General features: G+C 60.8%; 10 protein-coding genes. 5 read left to right on the top strand and 5 right to left on the bottom strand.

Annotation, left to right across the window (positions count from 1 at the left end; translation table 11 throughout):
• Positions 1-187: 187 nt before the first annotated feature.
• Positions 188-4,141 (bottom strand): trifunctional transcriptional regulator/proline dehydrogenase/L-glutamate gamma-semialdehyde dehydrogenase, encoded by a 3,954-nt coding sequence (gene putA / locus AC3WRD_RS01040; protein ID WP_102620175.1) that lies wholly within the window; start codon positions 4,139-4,141, stop codon positions 188-190.
• Positions 4,142-4,599: 458 nt separating this feature from the next.
• On the opposite strand from putA, the gene putP reads away from it, so the two are divergent.
• From putP to AC3WRD_RS01015, 5 genes are all read left to right on the top strand, one after another.
• Entirely contained in the window at positions 4,600-6,084 is a 1,485-nt protein-coding gene (gene putP / locus AC3WRD_RS01035) for a sodium/proline symporter PutP (protein ID WP_102620174.1), read from the top strand.
• 227 nt (positions 6,085-6,311) lie between these two features.
• The gene (locus AC3WRD_RS01030; protein WP_102620173.1) at positions 6,312-8,327 is read left to right on the top strand and encodes a type VI secretion system Vgr family protein; all 2,016 of its coding nucleotides are present in this window, start codon (positions 6,312-6,314) and stop codon (positions 8,325-8,327) included.
• Positions 8,317-9,024, top strand: a complete 708-nt coding sequence (locus AC3WRD_RS01025; protein ID WP_102620172.1) for a DUF4123 domain-containing protein — start codon at positions 8,317-8,319, stop codon at positions 9,022-9,024. The genes AC3WRD_RS01030 and AC3WRD_RS01025 overlap by 11 nt, the downstream gene beginning before the upstream one ends.
• Positions 9,025-9,343: 319 nt before the next feature.
• Complete coding sequence (locus AC3WRD_RS01020) at positions 9,344-9,664, top strand: hypothetical protein (protein WP_102620171.1); 321 nt, start codon at positions 9,344-9,346, stop codon at positions 9,662-9,664.
• A 106-nt stretch (positions 9,665-9,770) separates the two neighbouring features.
• Positions 9,771-10,610: a 23S rRNA (adenine(2030)-N(6))-methyltransferase RlmJ gene (locus AC3WRD_RS01015; protein WP_007952304.1), complete on the top strand. Its 840-nt coding sequence runs from the start codon at positions 9,771-9,773 to the stop codon at positions 10,608-10,610.
• Positions 10,611-10,779: 169 nt separating this feature from the next.
• Here AC3WRD_RS01015 and msrA read toward each other — a convergent pair whose 3' ends face one another.
• From msrA to aceF, 4 genes are all read right to left on the bottom strand, one after another.
• Positions 10,780-11,445, bottom strand: coding sequence for a peptide-methionine (S)-S-oxide reductase MsrA (gene msrA / locus AC3WRD_RS01010; protein WP_102620170.1), 666 nt, complete (start codon positions 11,443-11,445; stop codon positions 10,780-10,782).
• A gap of 107 nt (positions 11,446-11,552) precedes the next feature.
• Complete coding sequence (locus tag AC3WRD_RS01005; protein ID WP_102620169.1) at positions 11,553-14,249, bottom strand: putative bifunctional diguanylate cyclase/phosphodiesterase; 2,697 nt, start codon at positions 14,247-14,249, stop codon at positions 11,553-11,555.
• Positions 14,250-14,487: 238 nt separating this feature from the next.
• Positions 14,488-15,885 carry an alkaline phosphatase D family protein gene (locus tag AC3WRD_RS01000; protein ID WP_102620168.1) on the bottom strand — a complete coding sequence of 466 codons (1,398 nt, stop codon included), beginning with the start codon at positions 15,883-15,885 and terminating at the stop codon, positions 14,488-14,490.
• A gap of 279 nt (positions 15,886-16,164) precedes the next feature.
• On the bottom strand, positions 16,165-18,117 hold the full coding sequence (aceF, locus tag AC3WRD_RS00995) for a dihydrolipoyllysine-residue acetyltransferase (protein ID WP_102620167.1): 1,953 nt from the start codon (positions 18,115-18,117) through the stop codon (positions 16,165-16,167).

Below are 18,117 nucleotides of genomic sequence, written 5' to 3'. Positions count from 1 at the left end.
AAATGGGCGCCGGTGAGGGCGCCCATTTTCAGGTTGCTGTGCTGATCGTTCCCACGCTCTGCGTGGGAATGCCTCAAGGGACGCTCCGCGTTCCAGCCGCGCTGCCAACTTCAAGCCTGGCACCGATGGGACGCGGAGCGTCCAGGGCTGCATTCCCACGCGGAGCGTGGGAACGATCGCGCGGGGGTTAGCCGATGGTCATCAGGCTGGCGTTACCGCCCGCTGCTGCAGTGTTGACGCTCAACGCGCGCTCGATCACCAGGCGCTCCAGCGCAATGTTGGTCTCGCCCTGGGACAGGCCCTGAACCCCGACGATGGCGCCGGCACGCTTGGCGATCTGCTGGCAGACCGCGCGCAACTGGTCGGAGTGGCCGTGATGCAGAACCGCATCGAATACCACGTCGTCCTTGTTCCAGTCGGAAACCAGTTTGATCCGCGCCTGAATCTCCTTCGGCAGGCGTGCGAACAATGCCTTGCTGGTGTCGGATTCCGGCCAGACCGCCGAACCGCCCACTGCCAGTACCGCAGCGAGTTGGGTCAGCAGATCACCTTCGATGTCCGCCAGGCACAGCACGTGCTCGCGCGGCAGGATCGCGTAGCTGTTCTTCTCGCCGGTCGGGCCGGCCAGTACGCGGGTGATACCGCTTTGCGACTGGGCTGCGTATTGCACGCACAGAGTGCTCAGGTCGGCGAACTTGTTGCTGTCGGCCCAGGCTTTCAGGGCGACCAGCGGTTTGCTCAGGGCATCGCGCAGACGAACGTCCGGTGCCACGGCCGCATCACCGCGAGCGAAGGATTGTTCGATGGCATCGGTAGGACGCGTCGACAGCAAGCGGTACAGGTACAGCGGGCCACCGGCCTTCGGACCGGTACCCGACAGGCCTTCGCCGCCGAACGGCTGGACGCCGACCACGGCACCCACGATGTTGCGGTTGACGTAGACGTTACCGGCGTTGACGTTGTCGATCACCTTGGCGATGGTCTCGTCGATGCGGGTGTGCACGCCGAGGGTCAGGCCGTAACCGGACGCATTGATCTGGGCGATCAACTGGTCGATTTCTTTACGCTTGTAGCGCACCACGTGCAGCACCGGGCCGAAGATCTCGCGTTGCAGCTCGTCGAAGCTTTCCAGTTCGATCAGGGTCGGCATGACGAAGGTGCCGCGTTTGACTTCCTCGGCATCGGCGATGGCTACCTGGTACACGTTGCGACCTTTGTCGCGCATGCCCTGGATGTGCTTCTCGATGCCGGCCTTGGCTTCGGCGTCGATCACCGGGCCGATGTCCACGGACAGGCGCTCCGGGTTGCCGAGACGGCTTTCAGCCATCGCGCCCTTGAGCATTTCGATGACGCGATCAGCGGAATCTTCCTGCAAGCACAGGACGCGCAGGGCCGAGCAACGCTGGCCGGCGCTGTCGAAGGCCGACGACACCACATCGATCACTACCTGTTCGGTCAGTGCCGAAGAGTCGACGATCATCGCGTTCTGGCCGCCGGTTTCGGCGATCAGCGGAATCGGACGGCCCTGGTTGTCGAGGCGACCGGCGATGTTGCGTTGCAGCAGACGCGCGACTTCGGTGGAGCCGGTGAACATCACGCCTTTGACGCGCTCATCGCCCACCAGGCCGGCACCGACGGTTTCACCGCGACCCGGCAGCAGTTGCAGCACGCCTTCCGGAATCCCGGCTTCGAGCATCAGACGCACGGCTTGTGCGGCGACCAGCGGAGTCTGTTCGGCCGGTTTGGCCAGCACCGGGTTACCGGCGGCCAGTGCGGCGGCAACCTGACCGCTGAAGATCGCCAGCGGGAAGTTCCACGGGCTGATGCAGACCACCGGGCCCAATGGGCGGTGGGCGTCGTTGCTGAAATCGTTGCGGGCCTGCACCGCGTAATAACGCAGGAAGTCGACGGCTTCGCGGACTTCGGCGATGGCGTTGGCGAAGGTCTTGCCGGCTTCGCGGGCCAGCAGGCCCATCAGCGGCTGGATCTCGCCTTCCATCAAGTCGGCGGCACGTTCCAGAATCGCGGCACGTTCGGCCGGCGGGGTGGCCTGCCAGATCGGAGCGGCGTTCAGGGCGCATTGAATGGCGTTGTCGACGTCTTCGACGGTGGCTTCCTGCACGTGGCCGACCACGTCACGCAGATCGGACGGGTTCAGCACCGGTGCCGGCGCTTCGTTGCTGGAGGCGCAACCGAGCATCGGCGCGGCTTTCCAGTCGTTGTGCGCGGTCGCCAGCAGGGCGCAGGACAGCGATGCCAGACGATGTTCGTTGGCCATGTCGATGCCGCTGGAGTTGGCGCGCTCGGAACCGTACAAATCACGCGGCAGCGGAATGCGCGGGTGCGGCAGGCCGAAACCACCTTCCACGGTCGCCATCTGCTCGATCTGCGCAACCGGATCGGCCACCAGTTCCTGAATCGAAATCGACTGGTCGGCAATGCGGTTGACGAACGAGGTGTTGGCGCCGTTTTCCAGCAGACGACGTACGAGGTACGCCAGCAGGGTTTCGTGGGTGCCGACCGGAGCGTACACGCGGCACGGACGGTTCAGCTTGCCTTCGGAAACCTTGCCTACAACCTGCTCGTACAACGGTTCGCCCATGCCGTGCAGGCACTGGAATTCGTACTGGCCCGGGTAATAGTTCTGACCGGCAATGTGATAAATCGCCGACAGGGTGTGGGCGTTGTGCGTGGCGAACTGCGGGTAGATGACTTCCGGCACCGACAGCAGTTTGCGGGCGCAGGCGATGTAGGAAACGTCGGTGTACACCTTGCGGGTGTAGACCGGATAGCCTTCCAGGCCTTCGACCTGGGCGCGCTTGATTTCGCTGTCCCAGTACGCGCCTTTCACCAGGCGGATCATCAGGCGATGACGGCTGCGGCGAGCCAGGTCGATCACGTAGTCGATCACGTACGGGCAACGCTTCTGGTAAGCCTGGATCACGAAACCGATGCCGTTCCAGCCGGTCAGTTGCGGTTCGAAGCACAGGCGCTCGAGCAGATCCAGCGACAGCTCCAGACGGTCGGCTTCTTCGGCGTCGATGTTCAGGCCGATGTCGTATTGCTTGGCCAGCAGGGTCAGCGACAGCAGACGCGGGTACAGCTCGTCCATCACGCGCTCGTACTGGGCGCGGCTGTAGCGCGGGTGAAGGGCCGACAGCTTGATCGAGATGCCCGGGCCTTCATAAATCCCACGACCGTGGGACGCTTTGCCGATCGAGTGGATGGCTTGTTCGTACGAGGCCAGGTACTTCTGGGCGTCGTGTTCGGTCAGCGCCGCTTCACCGAGCATGTCGTAGGAATAACGGAAACCCTTGGCTTCGAACTTGCTCGCATTGGCCAGGGCCTCGGCGATGGTTTCGCCGGTCACGAACTGCTCGCCCATCAGGCGCATGGCCATGTCGACGCCCTTGCGGATCATCGGCTCGCCGCTCTTGCCGATGATGCGGCTCAGGGACGAAGTCAGGCCGGCTTCGTTGTGAGTGGAAACCAGTTTGCCGGTCAGCAGCAGACCCCAGGTCGCTGCGTTGACGAACAGCGACGGACTGTTGCCCAGGTGCGGCTGCCAGTTGCCGGTGCTGATCTTGTCGCGGATCAGTGCATCGCGAGTGCCCTTGTCCGGGATACGCAGCAGCGCTTCGGCCAGGCACATCAGCGCCACGCCTTCCTGGGACGACAGGGAAAATTCCTGCAGCAGGCCCTGAACAATGCCTGCACGACCGCCGGCACTCTTCTGGTTACGCAGTTTTTCCGCGATGGTTGCGGCGAGTTTGTTGGTGGCTTCGGCCATCGGCGCCGGCAGACGAGCCTGCTCGATCAGCATCGGCACCACTTCCGGCTCAGGGCGACGGTAAGCGGCGGTGATCGAGGCGCGCAGCACCGATTGCGGCAGGATGCTTTCGGCAAATTCGAGGAAACATTGGTGAGCGTGATCGGTGTGGACTTCGCCTGCCTCGTCGGCATCCTTGGCGGTCAAACCGTTCAGCTCGGTCAGGGTTGCACCACCCTCGAGTTTTTCCAGGTAATTGAAAATTGCCTGCTTGATCAGCCAGTGCGGTGTGCGATCAATCGAGGTTGCGGCGGCCTTCAGGCGCTCGCGGGTCGGGTCATCGAGTTTGACCCCAAGGGTGGTGGTAGCCATATTTTTATCCTCATAGGTGCCGCAGTTGCGCGACAACAGCTGGCGGCAAGATTAGCCGTGAGCTTGCAGAGGTGCAACCGGGTGCAACCCTTTTTTTGTCGGAATATTCGGCAACTTGTCAGGAATAAATTTCAGCTTCGCGATGACCGCTCTAGATAGGTGCTTTCAAGGCAGATGGAGGGCTGTCACTGCGCCGGAACAGTGCAAAATAGGCGGTTTACAGTCGAAAAAACGACGTAGGTGCAACTAATTCTCAAGAAACTGGTTGCACCTGTTTTGCTTTGTTGCATAGGATTCGCGCCCAAGGTGCAACCGGGGAACCCGGTGTACCGGCCAATGGCTTTCCTGGGGAAACATTGGTCATAAATGCGCGGCCGTGCGAATCGTCTGTCAGACGTCAGTCTGCAAACGGTGCAACCGCCGCCGCTACATAAAAACAAAGCCAGGGCACGTACGTAATGAGCGCAAGCAATCCAACCCTGATCACGTTCGTGATCTACATCGCAGCAATGGTGCTGATCGGCTTCATGGCCTATCGCTCCACCAACAACCTATCCGACTACATTCTGGGCGGCCGCAGCCTGGGCAGCGTGGTGACCGCATTGTCCGCCGGCGCTTCCGACATGAGCGGCTGGTTGCTGATGGGCCTGCCGGGCGCCATCTACATGTCCGGCCTGTCCGAAAGCTGGATCGCCATCGGCCTGATCGTCGGTGCCTACCTGAACTGGCTGTTCGTCGCCGGTCGTCTGCGTGTTCAAACCGAACACAACGGTGATGCGCTGACCCTGCCGGACTACTTTGCCAGCCGTTTCGAAGACAAAAGCGGCCTGCTGCGGATCATTTCGGCGGTGGTGATTCTGGTGTTCTTCACCATCTACTGCGCTTCCGGCATCGTGGCCGGTGCCCGTCTGTTCGAAAGCACCTTCGGCATGTCCTACGAGACCGCGCTGTGGGCCGGTGCTGCGGCGACGATTGCCTACACCTTCGTCGGCGGTTTCCTCGCGGTCAGCTGGACCGACACCGTGCAAGCCACCCTGATGATCTTCGCGCTGATCCTGACGCCGATCATCGTGCTGCTGGCCACCGGTGGCGTCGACACCACGTTCCTGGCCATCGAAGCCAACGATCCTGGCAACTTCGACATGCTCAAAGGCACCACTTTCATCGGCATCATCTCGCTGATGGGCTGGGGCCTGGGTTACTTCGGTCAGCCGCACATCCTGGCGCGCTTCATGGCCGCTGACTCGGTGAAATCCATCGCCAACGCCCGCCGCATCTCCATGACCTGGATGATCCTGTGCCTGGGCGGCACCGTGGCTGTGGGCTTCTTCGGTATCGCTTACTTCTCGGCCAACCCGGACGTGGCAATGCCCGTGAGCGAGAACCACGAGCGTGTGTTCATCGAACTGGCGAAAATCCTCTTCAACCCGTGGATTGCCGGTGTCCTGCTGTCGGCCATTCTGGCGGCGGTGATGAGCACCCTGAGCTGCCAGTTGCTGGTGTGCTCCAGCGCCCTGACCGAAGACTTCTACAAAACCTTCTTGCGTAAGTCCGCCTCGCAAGTCGAGCTGGTATGGGTCGGCCGCGCCATGGTGTTGCTGGTTGCACTGATCGCTATCGCGATGGCCGCCAACCCGGAAAACCGCGTGCTGGGCCTGGTGTCCTACGCCTGGGCCGGTTTCGGCGCAGCGTTCGGTCCAGTCGTACTGATCTCGGTAATCTGGAAGAAAATGACCCGCGACGGCGCACTGGCCGGCATCCTGGTCGGCGCGATCACCGTGATCGTGTGGAAGCATTTCGAAGTGCTGGGCCTGTACGAAATCATCCCGGGCTTCATCTTCGCCAGCCTGGCGATCTACTTCGTCAGCCTGCTGGGCCAGCCGAGCACCGGCATGGTTCAGCGCTTTGAAGCGGCCGAGAAGGATTTCCATCTGAACAAGTGATGGGAATGAGCTGAGGCTCACAAAAGAACGGCCCGTTTCCTATAGGAAGCGGGCCGTTTTTTATTGCCTGTGATTTTTCTGAAGGAAAAGTCTGTAGTCGAATGCGCCTATTTTTGAAGGGGAAATCGAAGTTTCAAGTAGGGGAAATCTGATTTTTCAGTCACCCAACCTGCACCCCTTGCCCCTCATGCAGAATCGCCCGCCCTCAATCTGCAGAGAGACATCGGATGTTCGCGCCTGCCAATCAACCGCGTTTCACGTTGACCGTCGAAGGCGCCCAGTTTGATCTCAAAGTCCTTGAGTTCACGGGCAAGGAAGCCATCAGCCAACCCTATCGATTCGAGGTGGAGTTGGTCAGTGAGCGGCCGGATCTGGATCTGGAAAGCCTGCTGCATTGTCAGGCGTTTCTGAGTTTTGATGCCCAAGGTAACGGTGTTCACGGGCAGATTTATCAGATTGGTCAGTGGGATTCCGGAAAACGTCTGACCCGCTACCACTTGAGCCTTGTTCCGCGTCTGATGTATCTCGGTCATCGGATCAATCAACGGATTTTCCAGCATCAGACGGTTCCGCAGATTGTCGCGCAGATCCTCAAGGATCATGCAATCCTGCGCGACGCCTTCGAGTTCCGACTGGGGAGTGACTACCCCGCGCGCGAATATTGCGTGCAGTACGCCGAGAGTGATTTGGCGTTTATCCAGCGCCTTTGTGCTGAGGTGGGCATTCATTTCCACTTTCAACACAGTTCCAGCGGACATTTTCTGGTATTCGGCGATGACCAGACCGTGTTTCCACGACTGGCCGAGCCCGTCTTGTATCTGCCCGGCAGCGGCATGATCGGGACGGCGTCGGCGATCCAGCGCTTCAACGTTCGCCTGGAAACGCGGACCAGTGTTGTCACTCGGCGCGACTACAACTTCGAGAAACCGCTGCTGCACATGCAAAGCGGCATCGACAGTGAACAGCGCCCGGTGCTGGAGGACTATCACTTTCCCGGCCAGTTCAGTGATCGCGAGAGCGGCAGGCAACTGGTTCAGCGCGCACTTGAGCGACATGTCGCCGATTATCGGCAGGTCGAGGGGCGCAGCGATGCATCCGCACTGGCCTGCGGACACTTCCTGCAACTGGCCGAACACCCACGCCAGGATTGGAATGACCTCTGGTTGCTGACAGCCATCGAGCACTATGGCCGACAGCCGCAAGTGCTGGAGGAATTGGTGACCAGTGATGGGGAGGATGCTCAAGGTTACCGTAATGCCTTTCTTGCAACGCCGTGGGATGTGTTTTTCCGTCCAGCTCTTGGGCCAGACAAACCACGAATGCTTGGCTATCAACCGGCCGTGGTCACCGGCCCCAAAGACAGTGAAATCCATTGCGACGAGTACGGCCGGGTCAAGGTGCAACTGGCCTGGGATCGCGACGGCGAACTCAACGAACATTCCAGTTGCTGGCTGCGGGTCGCCAGCGGTTGGGCCCACGACCGTTATGGCAGCGTGCTGATTCCGCGGGTCGGCATGGAAGTGCTGGTGGGGTTCATCGATTCCGATGCCGACAAGCCGCTGGTCATGGGTTGCCTGCCGAACGCGGCGACGCCGGTGCCGCTGGACCTGCCGGCCGACAAGACCCGCAGTATTTTCCGCAGCCAGAGCAGTCCCGGTGGCGGCGGTTACAACGAATTGCGCATCGAGGATCGCAAAGGCGCCGAGGAAATCTACCTGCGCGCCCAGCGAAACTGGACGCAGCATGTGTTGAATGATCAGCAGGTGCAGGTCGACAACCAGCGCAGCGTCGTTGTCACGGGCCTCGCCAAGCATGAGCTGAAGGCCGATGAGCAGCACATCACCCACGGTCAGCGTCAGACCGAGGTAAAGCAGGATGATCACCTCACGGTGACCGGCGACCGTAATATCCGCGTGAACAACCAGACGTTCAGCGCCAATGCGCAATTTCACGTCAGCGCCGGCCAGCAAGTGGTGATTGACGGCGGTGCGAGCGCAACGATTCAGGCGGGTGGGCAGTGGATCAACATCGGTCCCGGCGGGATCTTCAGCAGTGTGCCGATTATGGTGGGTGGTGCGCCGATGGCGGCGATGAGTGCAGCACCAGCAGTGCCGGGGTTGCCGGAAAAACTGGTGGCGGCACCGGCTGCGATTCTGACGGCCGCGCAAATCATGAGCCTTAAGGGAGACGCGCCGTTCTGCGAAGAATGCGAGCGCTGCAAGGACGGTGTCTGTGCAGCCTGATCAATGGTTGAAGGATGAGCCGCTGAAAGCGACGGAGCAGTTGTTTGCGATTTTCAGTCGTGCGAGTGCGGTGGACCCGCTGAAAACCTGGCCGTCGAATGCGCAGATGCCGAAGCCGGTCTGGGCGGGAACGATCTATGCCGAGTGGGATGCGGTGATGCCCTACGTGGGAATCGTCGACGCAGGCAGTGAGTTTCTGGATTGGGTGGCGACCACGGAGTCTCGGGACTGGGGCTGGCTGGTAGTGTCCTCGGCGGGGCTTGAGGCGGTGGTCGAGCATTTTCGCAGTTTGACTCAGGTACTGATGCCGGACGGGAAAGCGGTGTTCTTTCGGTTTTGGGATGGGCGGTATTTGTTGCCGATCCTTGAGTCGCCCGAGGTGGAGGCCGGGCAACTTCTACCGGTCTTCTCGCGAGGGTTGGTCAACGGTCAGGCCGTCGAGATCGGGGGCAGGGGACAGGCCTCGGGGCGGGAATTTCCTTGGTGGTCGGTGCCGGAAAAACTGCTGACGCAATTCGGTGGTGATGCCCGGATCAACAATGCCTTGCAGTGGTTGAGCGAGGAACATCCGGCATTGTTCGAGGCATTCCCCGCCGATGTCCTGCGCTGCAAGGTTGTCAGGTTTTTTGCGGTTTCGGCGTCGGACGAATCTTCGGATTCGGCGTTGCTGGACTACTTATGGGACGAGTCAGAGTGAAATTTCCGGGCAATGGCTTCGGACGTTTCCCGCGAGTTGTGGCGGTTTGCGTGAACTGGTGGGCATGGTGGTGCGGGGATAGTCTTTTGGCTGTCACCGCAAAATCGGTGACAGGGCGTGGAAGCCCTTTTATCGTTAGGCGCGTCAAGCTGCACCAGTCAGACGTCTTTGTCGTTTGAGTTTTTGGTGGCTGTGCGCGGGGCGCTTTCGAGTGCGCCGGGTGCCTAACGTCCCGGTCTTCCACACCTGCGTACAGCCGCCACCTAATGCGTGGAAGTGAGAGTTGGCGGCTCCATCCAATACGTTAGGAGTTAGTCCAGTGCCAACATTGAAACCCGATCCACCTTACGAACCTTTCATTCCTCACCCCAACAACCGCCTCATGGCGCTGACCAGCAACTGCAACGACATGCCCACCCTGTTCATCGACACCCACGCCCCGCTCGACATCCTGATGGACGCCGCCAACTACCGCATCCGCGCGGTCATCCAGGTCCTGGAAAACATGTGCATGCGCGGCTCGGTCGAGTGCGACTCCGTCATCCTCAGCGACTTCGCCCAGCTCTGCGTGATTCCGTTGCGTGACGGCTGTGATGTGCTGGATGTGATTGGCAAGCGACTACGCGCCATACCGTCCTGACTCGATCGTTCCCACGCTCTGCGTGGGAACAAACGCCCACTCAGCCCCCAACCCCTGACTTGCCGCCCGGTAAAAGGTAAACTTCACGGCCCTCGCAGGAGCAGCCATGAATTATCGTCACGCCTTCCATGCCGGCAATCACGCCGATGTGTTCAAACACCTGACCTTGACCCGCCTCATCGCCCTGATGTCGCGCAAGGAGCAGCCGTTTGCCTATCTCGACAGCCACGCCGGCATCGGTCTGTATGACTTGCAGGGCGATCAGGCCAACCGTACCGGCGAGTACCTGGAAGGCATCGCACGCTTGTGGGATCAGCCGGATCTGCCGGCGCTGACTGCCGACTACATGAAAGTGCTGCACGAGATGAACCCGGACGGCCAGTTGCGCTATTACCCGGGGTCGCCGGAGCTGGCGCGGCGTCTGACCCGGCCGCAGGATCGGGTGATGCTCAATGAGAAGCACCCCGAAGACGGCGTCCTGCTCAAGGACAACATGGCCGGCGATCGTCGGGTGAAAGTGCATCTGGGCGAGGGCTGGCATGTCGCCCGCGCGATGTTGCCGGTGCAGGAGAAACGCGCGGTGATGCTGATTGATCCGCCGTTCGAACAGCTCGATGAAATGCAGCGCTGTGCAGCCTCGATGAAAGAGGCCATTGGCCGGATGCGCCAAACCGTGGCGGCGATCTGGTATCCGGTGAAGGATCAGCGCGCACTGCGTCGTTTCTATCAGGATCTGGCCGGCACCGGTGCGCCGAAGTTGCTGCGGGTCGAACTGCTGGTGCATCCGCTGGATACGCCGAACAGTCTGAACGGCTCTGGCCTGGCGATCGCCAATCCGCCGTGGGGGCTGGAGGAAGAATTGCGTGAGCTGCTGCCGTGGCTGTCCAAGAAACTGGGCCAGACCCAGGGTGGGTGGCAGATGGATTGGTTGATCGCCGAGAGCTGATCAACCGTCAATGATCGTTCCCACGTCGAGGCGGTGATCGTTCCCACGCTCTGCGTGGGAATGCCTCAATGGACGCTCTGCGTCCGCTGTTGGGACGCGGAGCGTCCCGGGCTGCATTCCCACGCGGAGCGTGGGAATGATCGGGTGATCAGGCGATCAGACGACGCGGTCAGTTACCCGCCAGGCTCGGTGGCATGCAGACGCCAGTGCCGCCAATCCCGCAGTAGCCTTCCGGATTTTTCGCCAGATACTGCTGGTGATAGGTCTCGGCAAAGTAAACGGTCGGCGCCTGTTCAATCTCGGTGCTGATTTCACCCAGACCTGCCTTCGACAGCTCAGCCTGATAAACGGCTTTGCTCTTCAACGCCGCATCCAGTTGCTCCGGATGGGTCGCATAGATTACCGAACGGTACTGGGTGCCGATGTCATTGCCCTGACGCATGCCCTGCGTCGGGTTGTGCAATTCCCAGAACATTGCCAGCAGCTCTTCGTAGCTGACTTTGTCTTTGTCGAAAACGACCAACACCACTTCCGAATGACCGGTCAGGCCCGAGCAGACTTCTTCGTAGGTCGGGTTCGGCGTGAAACCGCCGGCGTAACCGACCACGGTGCTGACCACGCCTTCACGCTGCCAGAAGCGGCGTTCCGCACCCCAGAAGCAGCCCAGTCCGAAAATCGCGAAATCGACGTCCTGAAAGAACGGGCCAAGCAGTGGCGTGTCTTTGAAGACAAAATGGTTTTCAGGCAGGGTCATCGCGGTTTCGCGGCCAGGCAGAGCTTGTTCTTTAGTCGGTAGCACGTTTTTGTTCACCAGAATTTCCGAGCGCAGAACCATGATCGTTCCTCTCAGTCAGGATGGGATGTCAATTACACAGACCACCAGTGTGCCCAATGATGCCCAGTTAATCACTAGTCAAAATGTGCGGGTACTGCGGTTGTGGTTTACAGCGGGAGAGGGCCGCGCGGGTAGCGCTTGAGCGCCTGGATCAGCTCGGCGCCCGGAATCGGCCGGTCGAACAGGTAGCCCTGGCCGACGTCGCAGCGGTGCCGGCGCAGGAACGCCAGCTGCTCGGCGGTCTCGATGCCTTCGGCCACGACCTTGAGTTTCAGGTTGTGGGCCATGGCGATCACGGCGGAGGTGATTTCCATGTCGTCCTGGTTGTCCGGGATTTCGTGGATGAAGCTGCGATCGATCTTGATGATGTCGATCGGGAATTTCTTCAGGTAGCTGAGCGACGAGTAGCCGGTGCCGAAGTCGTCCATGGCCAGGGTCAGGCCCAGGCGCTTGAGCTGGTCGAGCTGCAAGTGGGTGTCTTCGGTGGCTTCCAGCAGCAGGCCTTCGGTCAGTTCCAGCTCCAGCAGATTGGCCGGCAGCGCTTCTTCCTTGAGGATGTTGGCGATGGAGGCCACCAGATCCGGGTCGGAGAACTGCTTGGGCGACAGGTTGATCGCCACTTGCAGGTTGCCCATGCCCGCAGCGGTCAGCGCCTTGCTCATGCGGCAGGCCTGGCGGGCGATCCACTTGCCGATCGGAATGATCAGGCCGGTTTCCTCGGCCACGCTGATGAACTGGTCCGGGCGGATCATGCCGCGTTCCGGGTGGTTCCAGCGCAGCAGCGCTTCCATGCCCAGCAACCGGCCGCTGCGCAGGCACAGCTTCGGCTGGTAGAACACGTCCAGTTCGTTCTGGGTCAGGGCGCGGCGCAGGTTGTTCTCGACGAACAGTTTGTAGCTGGCCTCGGCGTTCAGCGCTTCGGTGAACACCTGCACCTGATGTTTGCCGTTGGCCTTGGCCTTGTGCAGGGCGAGGCCGGCGTTGCGCATCAGGGTCTGCGGGTCGCGGCCGTGCAGCGGCGCGCAGGCCAGGCCCACGGAACCGGTGACGCTGATCAACTGGTTGTCGACGAACATCGGCTTGTCGAGGGTCAGCAGCAACTGGCTGGCGATCTGTTGGCCGGCCTCAAGGTCGGTGTTGTCGAGCAACACCGCGAATTCGTTACTGGCGAACCGCGCCAGACTACCGCTCGGGCTCAGGCTGTTGCGCAGACGCCGGGCCAGGCTGATCAACAGTTTGTCGCCGGTCTGGTGGCCGAGGCTGTCGTTGATCCGCTTGAAGTTGTCGATGTCCACCAGCAGCAGGCTGATCGGGGTATCGCTGTCTCGGGCGAAGCGCTCATCCAGATTGCGGATAAATGCAGGCCGGTTGCCGAGGTTGGTCAGGTTGTCGGTGTAGGCCAGACGCTCGATGCGCTGCTGCGCCAGTTTGGTCTGGGTGATGTCTTCGTAGATGCCGATGTAGTGCGTCAGCTCACGGTTGTCGCCGTAGACCTTGGAAATCGACAACTGGCCCCAGTAGGGTTCGAGGTTCTTGCGGCGGCTTTTGAATTCGCCCTGCCAGCTGTTGCTCTTGGCCAGCGCCGAGGGTGCGTCGAACAACAGCTCGCTGAGGTTTTCCAGGGCCGGCAGCTCCGAGAGGCGCTGGCCGTGGACTTCCTCGGTGGTGTACTGGGTGATCGCAGTGAAGCTCGGGTTGACGTACTCGACCACGCCGTCGCAGTTGACCAGCAAGAAGGCATTGGCGCTTTGCTCGACCGCGCGCTGGAACAGGTGCAAGGCACTGGTGGCGGTGCGGCGGTTGTGGTTGTTGATGACTTGGGCGAACTGATCGGCCAGCTCGCCGGCAAAGGCGATTTCGTCGGACTGCCAGGCGCGTGTCACGCCGGTCTGCTCCAGGCACAGTACGCCGACCACCTGGCCGTCGACGCGGATGCTGGCGTCGAGCATGGCGTTGACGTCACGCGGGCGAAGGGCTTCGGCCATTTCCCGGGTACGTGGGTCGCGCATCGCGTTGTGCGCGTCGATGGCGCGACTGCCGTGCAGGGCGTCCATGTAATCGGGGAAGCCGCTGACGTCGATCACCTCCGGCAGGATGTATTCCTGGGTGGCGCGGTGGTAGGCGGAAATCGGTACCAGCTTCTGGCCTTCGAGGTTCCACAGGCTGGCGCAGTCGATTTCATAGATATCGCAGGCGCAGCGGGTAATCAGCTCGGCGGCTTCTTGCAGGGAGTTCTGGCTGCTGTAGCGCTGGCGGGCCAGCAACAGGATCAGGTCCTGCTGGGCGCGCACCCGCTCCAGATGCTGCAGTTGTTCCTGCTGGGCACGCTGATTGAGCTCAAGGGCGATTTGCAGGCGCGAGTTCTGGGTTTCCAGGTCGACGGACGGCAATGCTGGCGCTTCGTCGAACACGTCATCGACCGCCAGCAGGTAACCGCGCAGCAAGTGGCGGTTGTGCTGTTTGTAGGCTTCACCGAGTTCGAGAATACTCAGCGCCCCGGCGGCGGTGTGCAGGGTATAGCGCACCAGATAATGCGGGCTGTCGCGCAGTTGTTGCTGGATCGCATCGTGCAACTGATAGCGCGCTTCGGGCTCCATCAGGCTGGCGTAGGGTGAACCGACCAAAGCGCAGAGTTCGACGGCAGGCTGGCCGAACTGGCGTTCGCAGTTGGGATCGAGAAACAGCATCGCCCAGCTGGCTTCATTCAGGCGCTCGAAACGCAGCATGCCGAGCCGCGAGGGCACAGGCAACTGCGTCACTACCTCGGCCGCCATACGGCTGGCGGCATCGGGTTGGCTCTTCATGAAGGGAACTCGCTTGGAAATTTGCTGAACGCGCCGGGCTCTCGCCCTCTTTACTGTTGCCTGCGGCAAGGTTGCATCATTGCGGCACCGACTGACAAGAGACATGAAGGCCAAGTGCTATAAGAATATGTCGGCTGCGCTGAACATTTCTCCAGCGGGCGCTGGAAAGTAATGCAGCGGCGCGCTGAGAGCGCCGTTCCAGAGCCTTCTGGCATCCGGAGCGGCGGCATTTTTCCATTCAGCGCAGTGGAATGTCGATTGATTGCAAGTGTTTGCCATCCCGGTCGTGGTAGTTGACCCGGATGTGTTCGGCCTCGACCACCATGTGGGCAAAATTGTCCTGGCTGACGACCTGGCTGGTCAGCGTGTGCCGGTATTCTCCCGCGTCTGTGCGAGCCAGCGGCTGATCGAGAATGAACGTCGATGCCCTGGCATAGGGCAGCAGTTTGCTGTTGCTCAGCGGCGAGGACACGACGGTGTGTACTTCAAAGTCCTGGTCTTCGCTGTGGGTCAGGCGACTGGTCAGCGAACCATGCACATCGCCGGAAATGAACACGACGTTTTTGAGCCGATGCCGGCGGATGGTTTCCAGCAGGCGCAGTCGCTGTTCGGGGAAGCCCGCCCAGGCATCATCGCTGTTCATTTTGCGGTCGGGGTAGAACATGACGCTGGTGACCACGAATTTGACCCGCGCCGGGCTCTCGACCAACCACTTGCACAAGGCCTGTTCCTGTTCTTCATCGAGGATGCGGCGGTTCTCGCTCGACAAGTTGCGGCGAGTTCGACTGTCCGTCACAAACCATTCGATATCGCCGTCGCTGAATTGATACCAGTAGTGCTTCAGTGTCGTGCGATCAATTGTGCCGTTAGTTGTTGTCGCGCAGATCGGGCTATGACTTGCTTGATAAATATCGTAAGCCGCTATTGCATTGCGATACAGGGTTTTATCGGACTTGCTGGCATTCATTGGCCAGTTGTCTTCTATTTCGTGATCATCAAGGATCATGTAAGTCGAAGTGCCGGACATCAGTCGTCGGATATTGGGCAGGGAAAACGCCACACGATACTTTGCAATGAACTCGTCGTAGTCGCGATCCGGTGCGAACAGGTTCAGATCGTCCGCGTAGATCTGATCGCCACACATCATGATTGCACTGATCGCCGGTTGTGCCCCCTCGATCAACTGGCTGATGGACGCGAAGATCCGGTCGCCCAGATGCGGGAGCGACGGGATGCCGGCGGTCAGGCGCAGATAGCGGCAGGAACCGAGGATGTAGGCGCGAGGCTGCAAAGGCCGATGGCTGCGGGTGCGCAGGTGATACGTCTCCCGTGGCCATTGCAGTGGCAACTCCGCCACGCTGTGGATGGTGTGGACGGGGCTCATCGGGCTGAACCAGCCGGTCTGGTATTCGTAGTCGGTGTCGGCTTGCAAATGATCGAGTACCAGCACTTCAGTCATGTCGCGGGTTGAATCCAGTTTGACAAACTGGCCCGGTTGCCATTGTTTCGAATCCAATATTCGATAGCGAATACCGGCAAATACGGCCGTGTCATGTTGCAGTCCGCCGCGAATGAAGATCCGCGCCTGATTAGTTGTTGTGTGGCCAACGATCGGGCCGACATTAGGTTTCAGCATGTTCGAATCCATTCGAATAAGTATTGGTAATGAATAAAGTTATCCAGCTTTATAGGCGTAACTTTAATGCGCAAAGGTTAGTTGTCTGTTGCTGAAAAATATCGATAGGAAGTGGACTTGAGTCGTGGCTTATATCAGCGCAAATTGTGGGAAAAGTGCGGGCGGCAGTTATTTAAGGCAAAAAAAAGCCCCGCCAAACTGACGGGGTTGAGGTACGAGCGTGTGGCGCTCGAAAACGTGGAACCCGGTCGGCCCTCCGTTGCCGGAGGGCCAAGCGGTTTACAGCAGGATGGTGCGGATGTCCGCCAGCAGGCTGCTCAGACGCTGGGTGAAGCGTGCGGCAGCGGCGCCATTGATCACACGGTGATCGTAGGACAGCGACAGTGGCAGCATCAGTTTCGGCTGGAAGGCTTTGCCGTCCCAGACTGGCTGGATGGTTGCCTTGGAAACACCGAGGATCGCCACTTCCGGCGCGTTGACGATCGGCGTGAAGCCGGTGCCGCCAATGTGGCCGAGGCTGGAAATGGTGAAGCAGGCGCCCTGCATGTCGTCAGCGGTGAGCTTCTTGTCGCGGGCCTTGGCGGCCAGCGCAGCGGCTTCGGCTGCCAGTTGCAGCAGGCTCTTCTGGTCGACGTTCTTGATGACCGGTACCAGCAGGCCATCCGGGGTGTCGACGGCGAAGCCGATGTTCACGTACTTCTTGCGGATGATCGCCTTGCCGCTTGGAGCCAGCGAACTGTTGAAGTCCGGCAGTTCCTTGAGCATGTGTGCGCAGGACTTGAGCAGCAGCGGCAGAATGGTCAGCTTGACGCCAGCCTTCTCTGCAACGGCTTTCTGAGCGATACGGAACGCTTCCAGCTCGGTGATATCAGCCGAATCGAACTGAGTCACGTGCGGGATGTTCAGCCAGCTGCGGTGCAGGCTCGACGCGCCGATCTGCATCAGGCGAGTCATCGGCACTTCTTCGATTTCGCCGAAACGGCTGAAGTCGACGACCGGAATCGGCGGGATGCCCGCGCCACCGGTTGCGCCAGCAGCAGCGGCCGGAGCTTCCTTGGCCTTCTGCATCATGGCTTTGACGTAAGTCTGCACGTCTTCTTTCAGGATGCGACCGTGCGGACCGCTGGCGCCAACAGCGCTCAGTTCGACGCCGAACTCGCGAGCCAGTTGACGCACGGCAGGGCCGGCGTGAACTTTCGCACCAGGCTTGGCTGGAGCAGCAACTGGAACGGCAGCAGGTGCAGCGGCAGCCGGAGCAGCAGCGGCTGGCGCAGGAGCGCTCGGAGCGGCAGGTGCCGGGGCAGCAGCCGGAGCGGCGCCTTTGACTTTCAGCTTGAGGATCAGGTCGCCGGTGCCGACTTCGTCGTCCAGCTTGATGGAAATGCTTTCCACCACGCCAGCGGCAGGCGACGGGATTTCCATGCTCGCCTTGTCGGATTCCAGAGTGATCAGCGACTGGTCGGCTTCAACGCTGTCGCCAGCCTTGACCAACACTTCGATGATCTTGGCCTTGCCGGCCGAACCGATGTCCGGAACGTGGATGTCCTGAACGCTGTCGGCAACCGGTGCGACAGGTGCAGCGGCCGGAGCCGGCGCAGCGGCAGCGGCTGGAGCAGCAGCCTGGGCCGGAGCGGCCGCAGCAGGGGCCGCAGCACCCGCCACTTCCAGATCCAGGATCAGGTCGCCAGTGCCGACTTCGTCGTTCAACTTGACGCTGATGGCCTTGACCACGCCAGCGGCAGGCGACGGGATTTCCATGCTCGCCTTGTCGGATTCCAGGGTGATCAGCGACTGATCAGCCTCGACCTTGTCGCCGACCTTGACCTGGATCTCGATGATCTGGGCCTTGCCCGACGAACCGATGTCCGGCACGTGCACTTGCTGAACCGAAGCGGCAGCAGGCGCAGCGGCTGGCGCGGCAGCCGCAGGAGCGGCAGCCGGTGCAGCTTCAGCCTTGGCGGCAGGAGCAGCAGCCGGAGCAGGGGCCGCAGCAGCGGCGCCCTCGACTTCCAGTTCCAACAGTTCGTCGCCTTCTTTCAGGCGATCGCCCAGCTTCACTTTCAGGCTCTTGATGACGCCGGCCTTCGGGGCCGGCACTTCCATGCTGGCCTTGTCCGATTCCAGAGTCAGGATGCTCTGGTCGGCTTCGATACGGTCGCCGACCTTCACAAACAGTTCGATTACTTCACCTTCACCGCTGCCGATGTCAGGTACGCGAATGAGTTCGCTCAC

Source organism: Pseudomonas sp. FW215-R2 (genome assembly GCF_058789255.1).
Note: the sequence above shows the minus strand (reverse complement) of the source record. Positions and strands in the feature narration are given on the sequence as shown.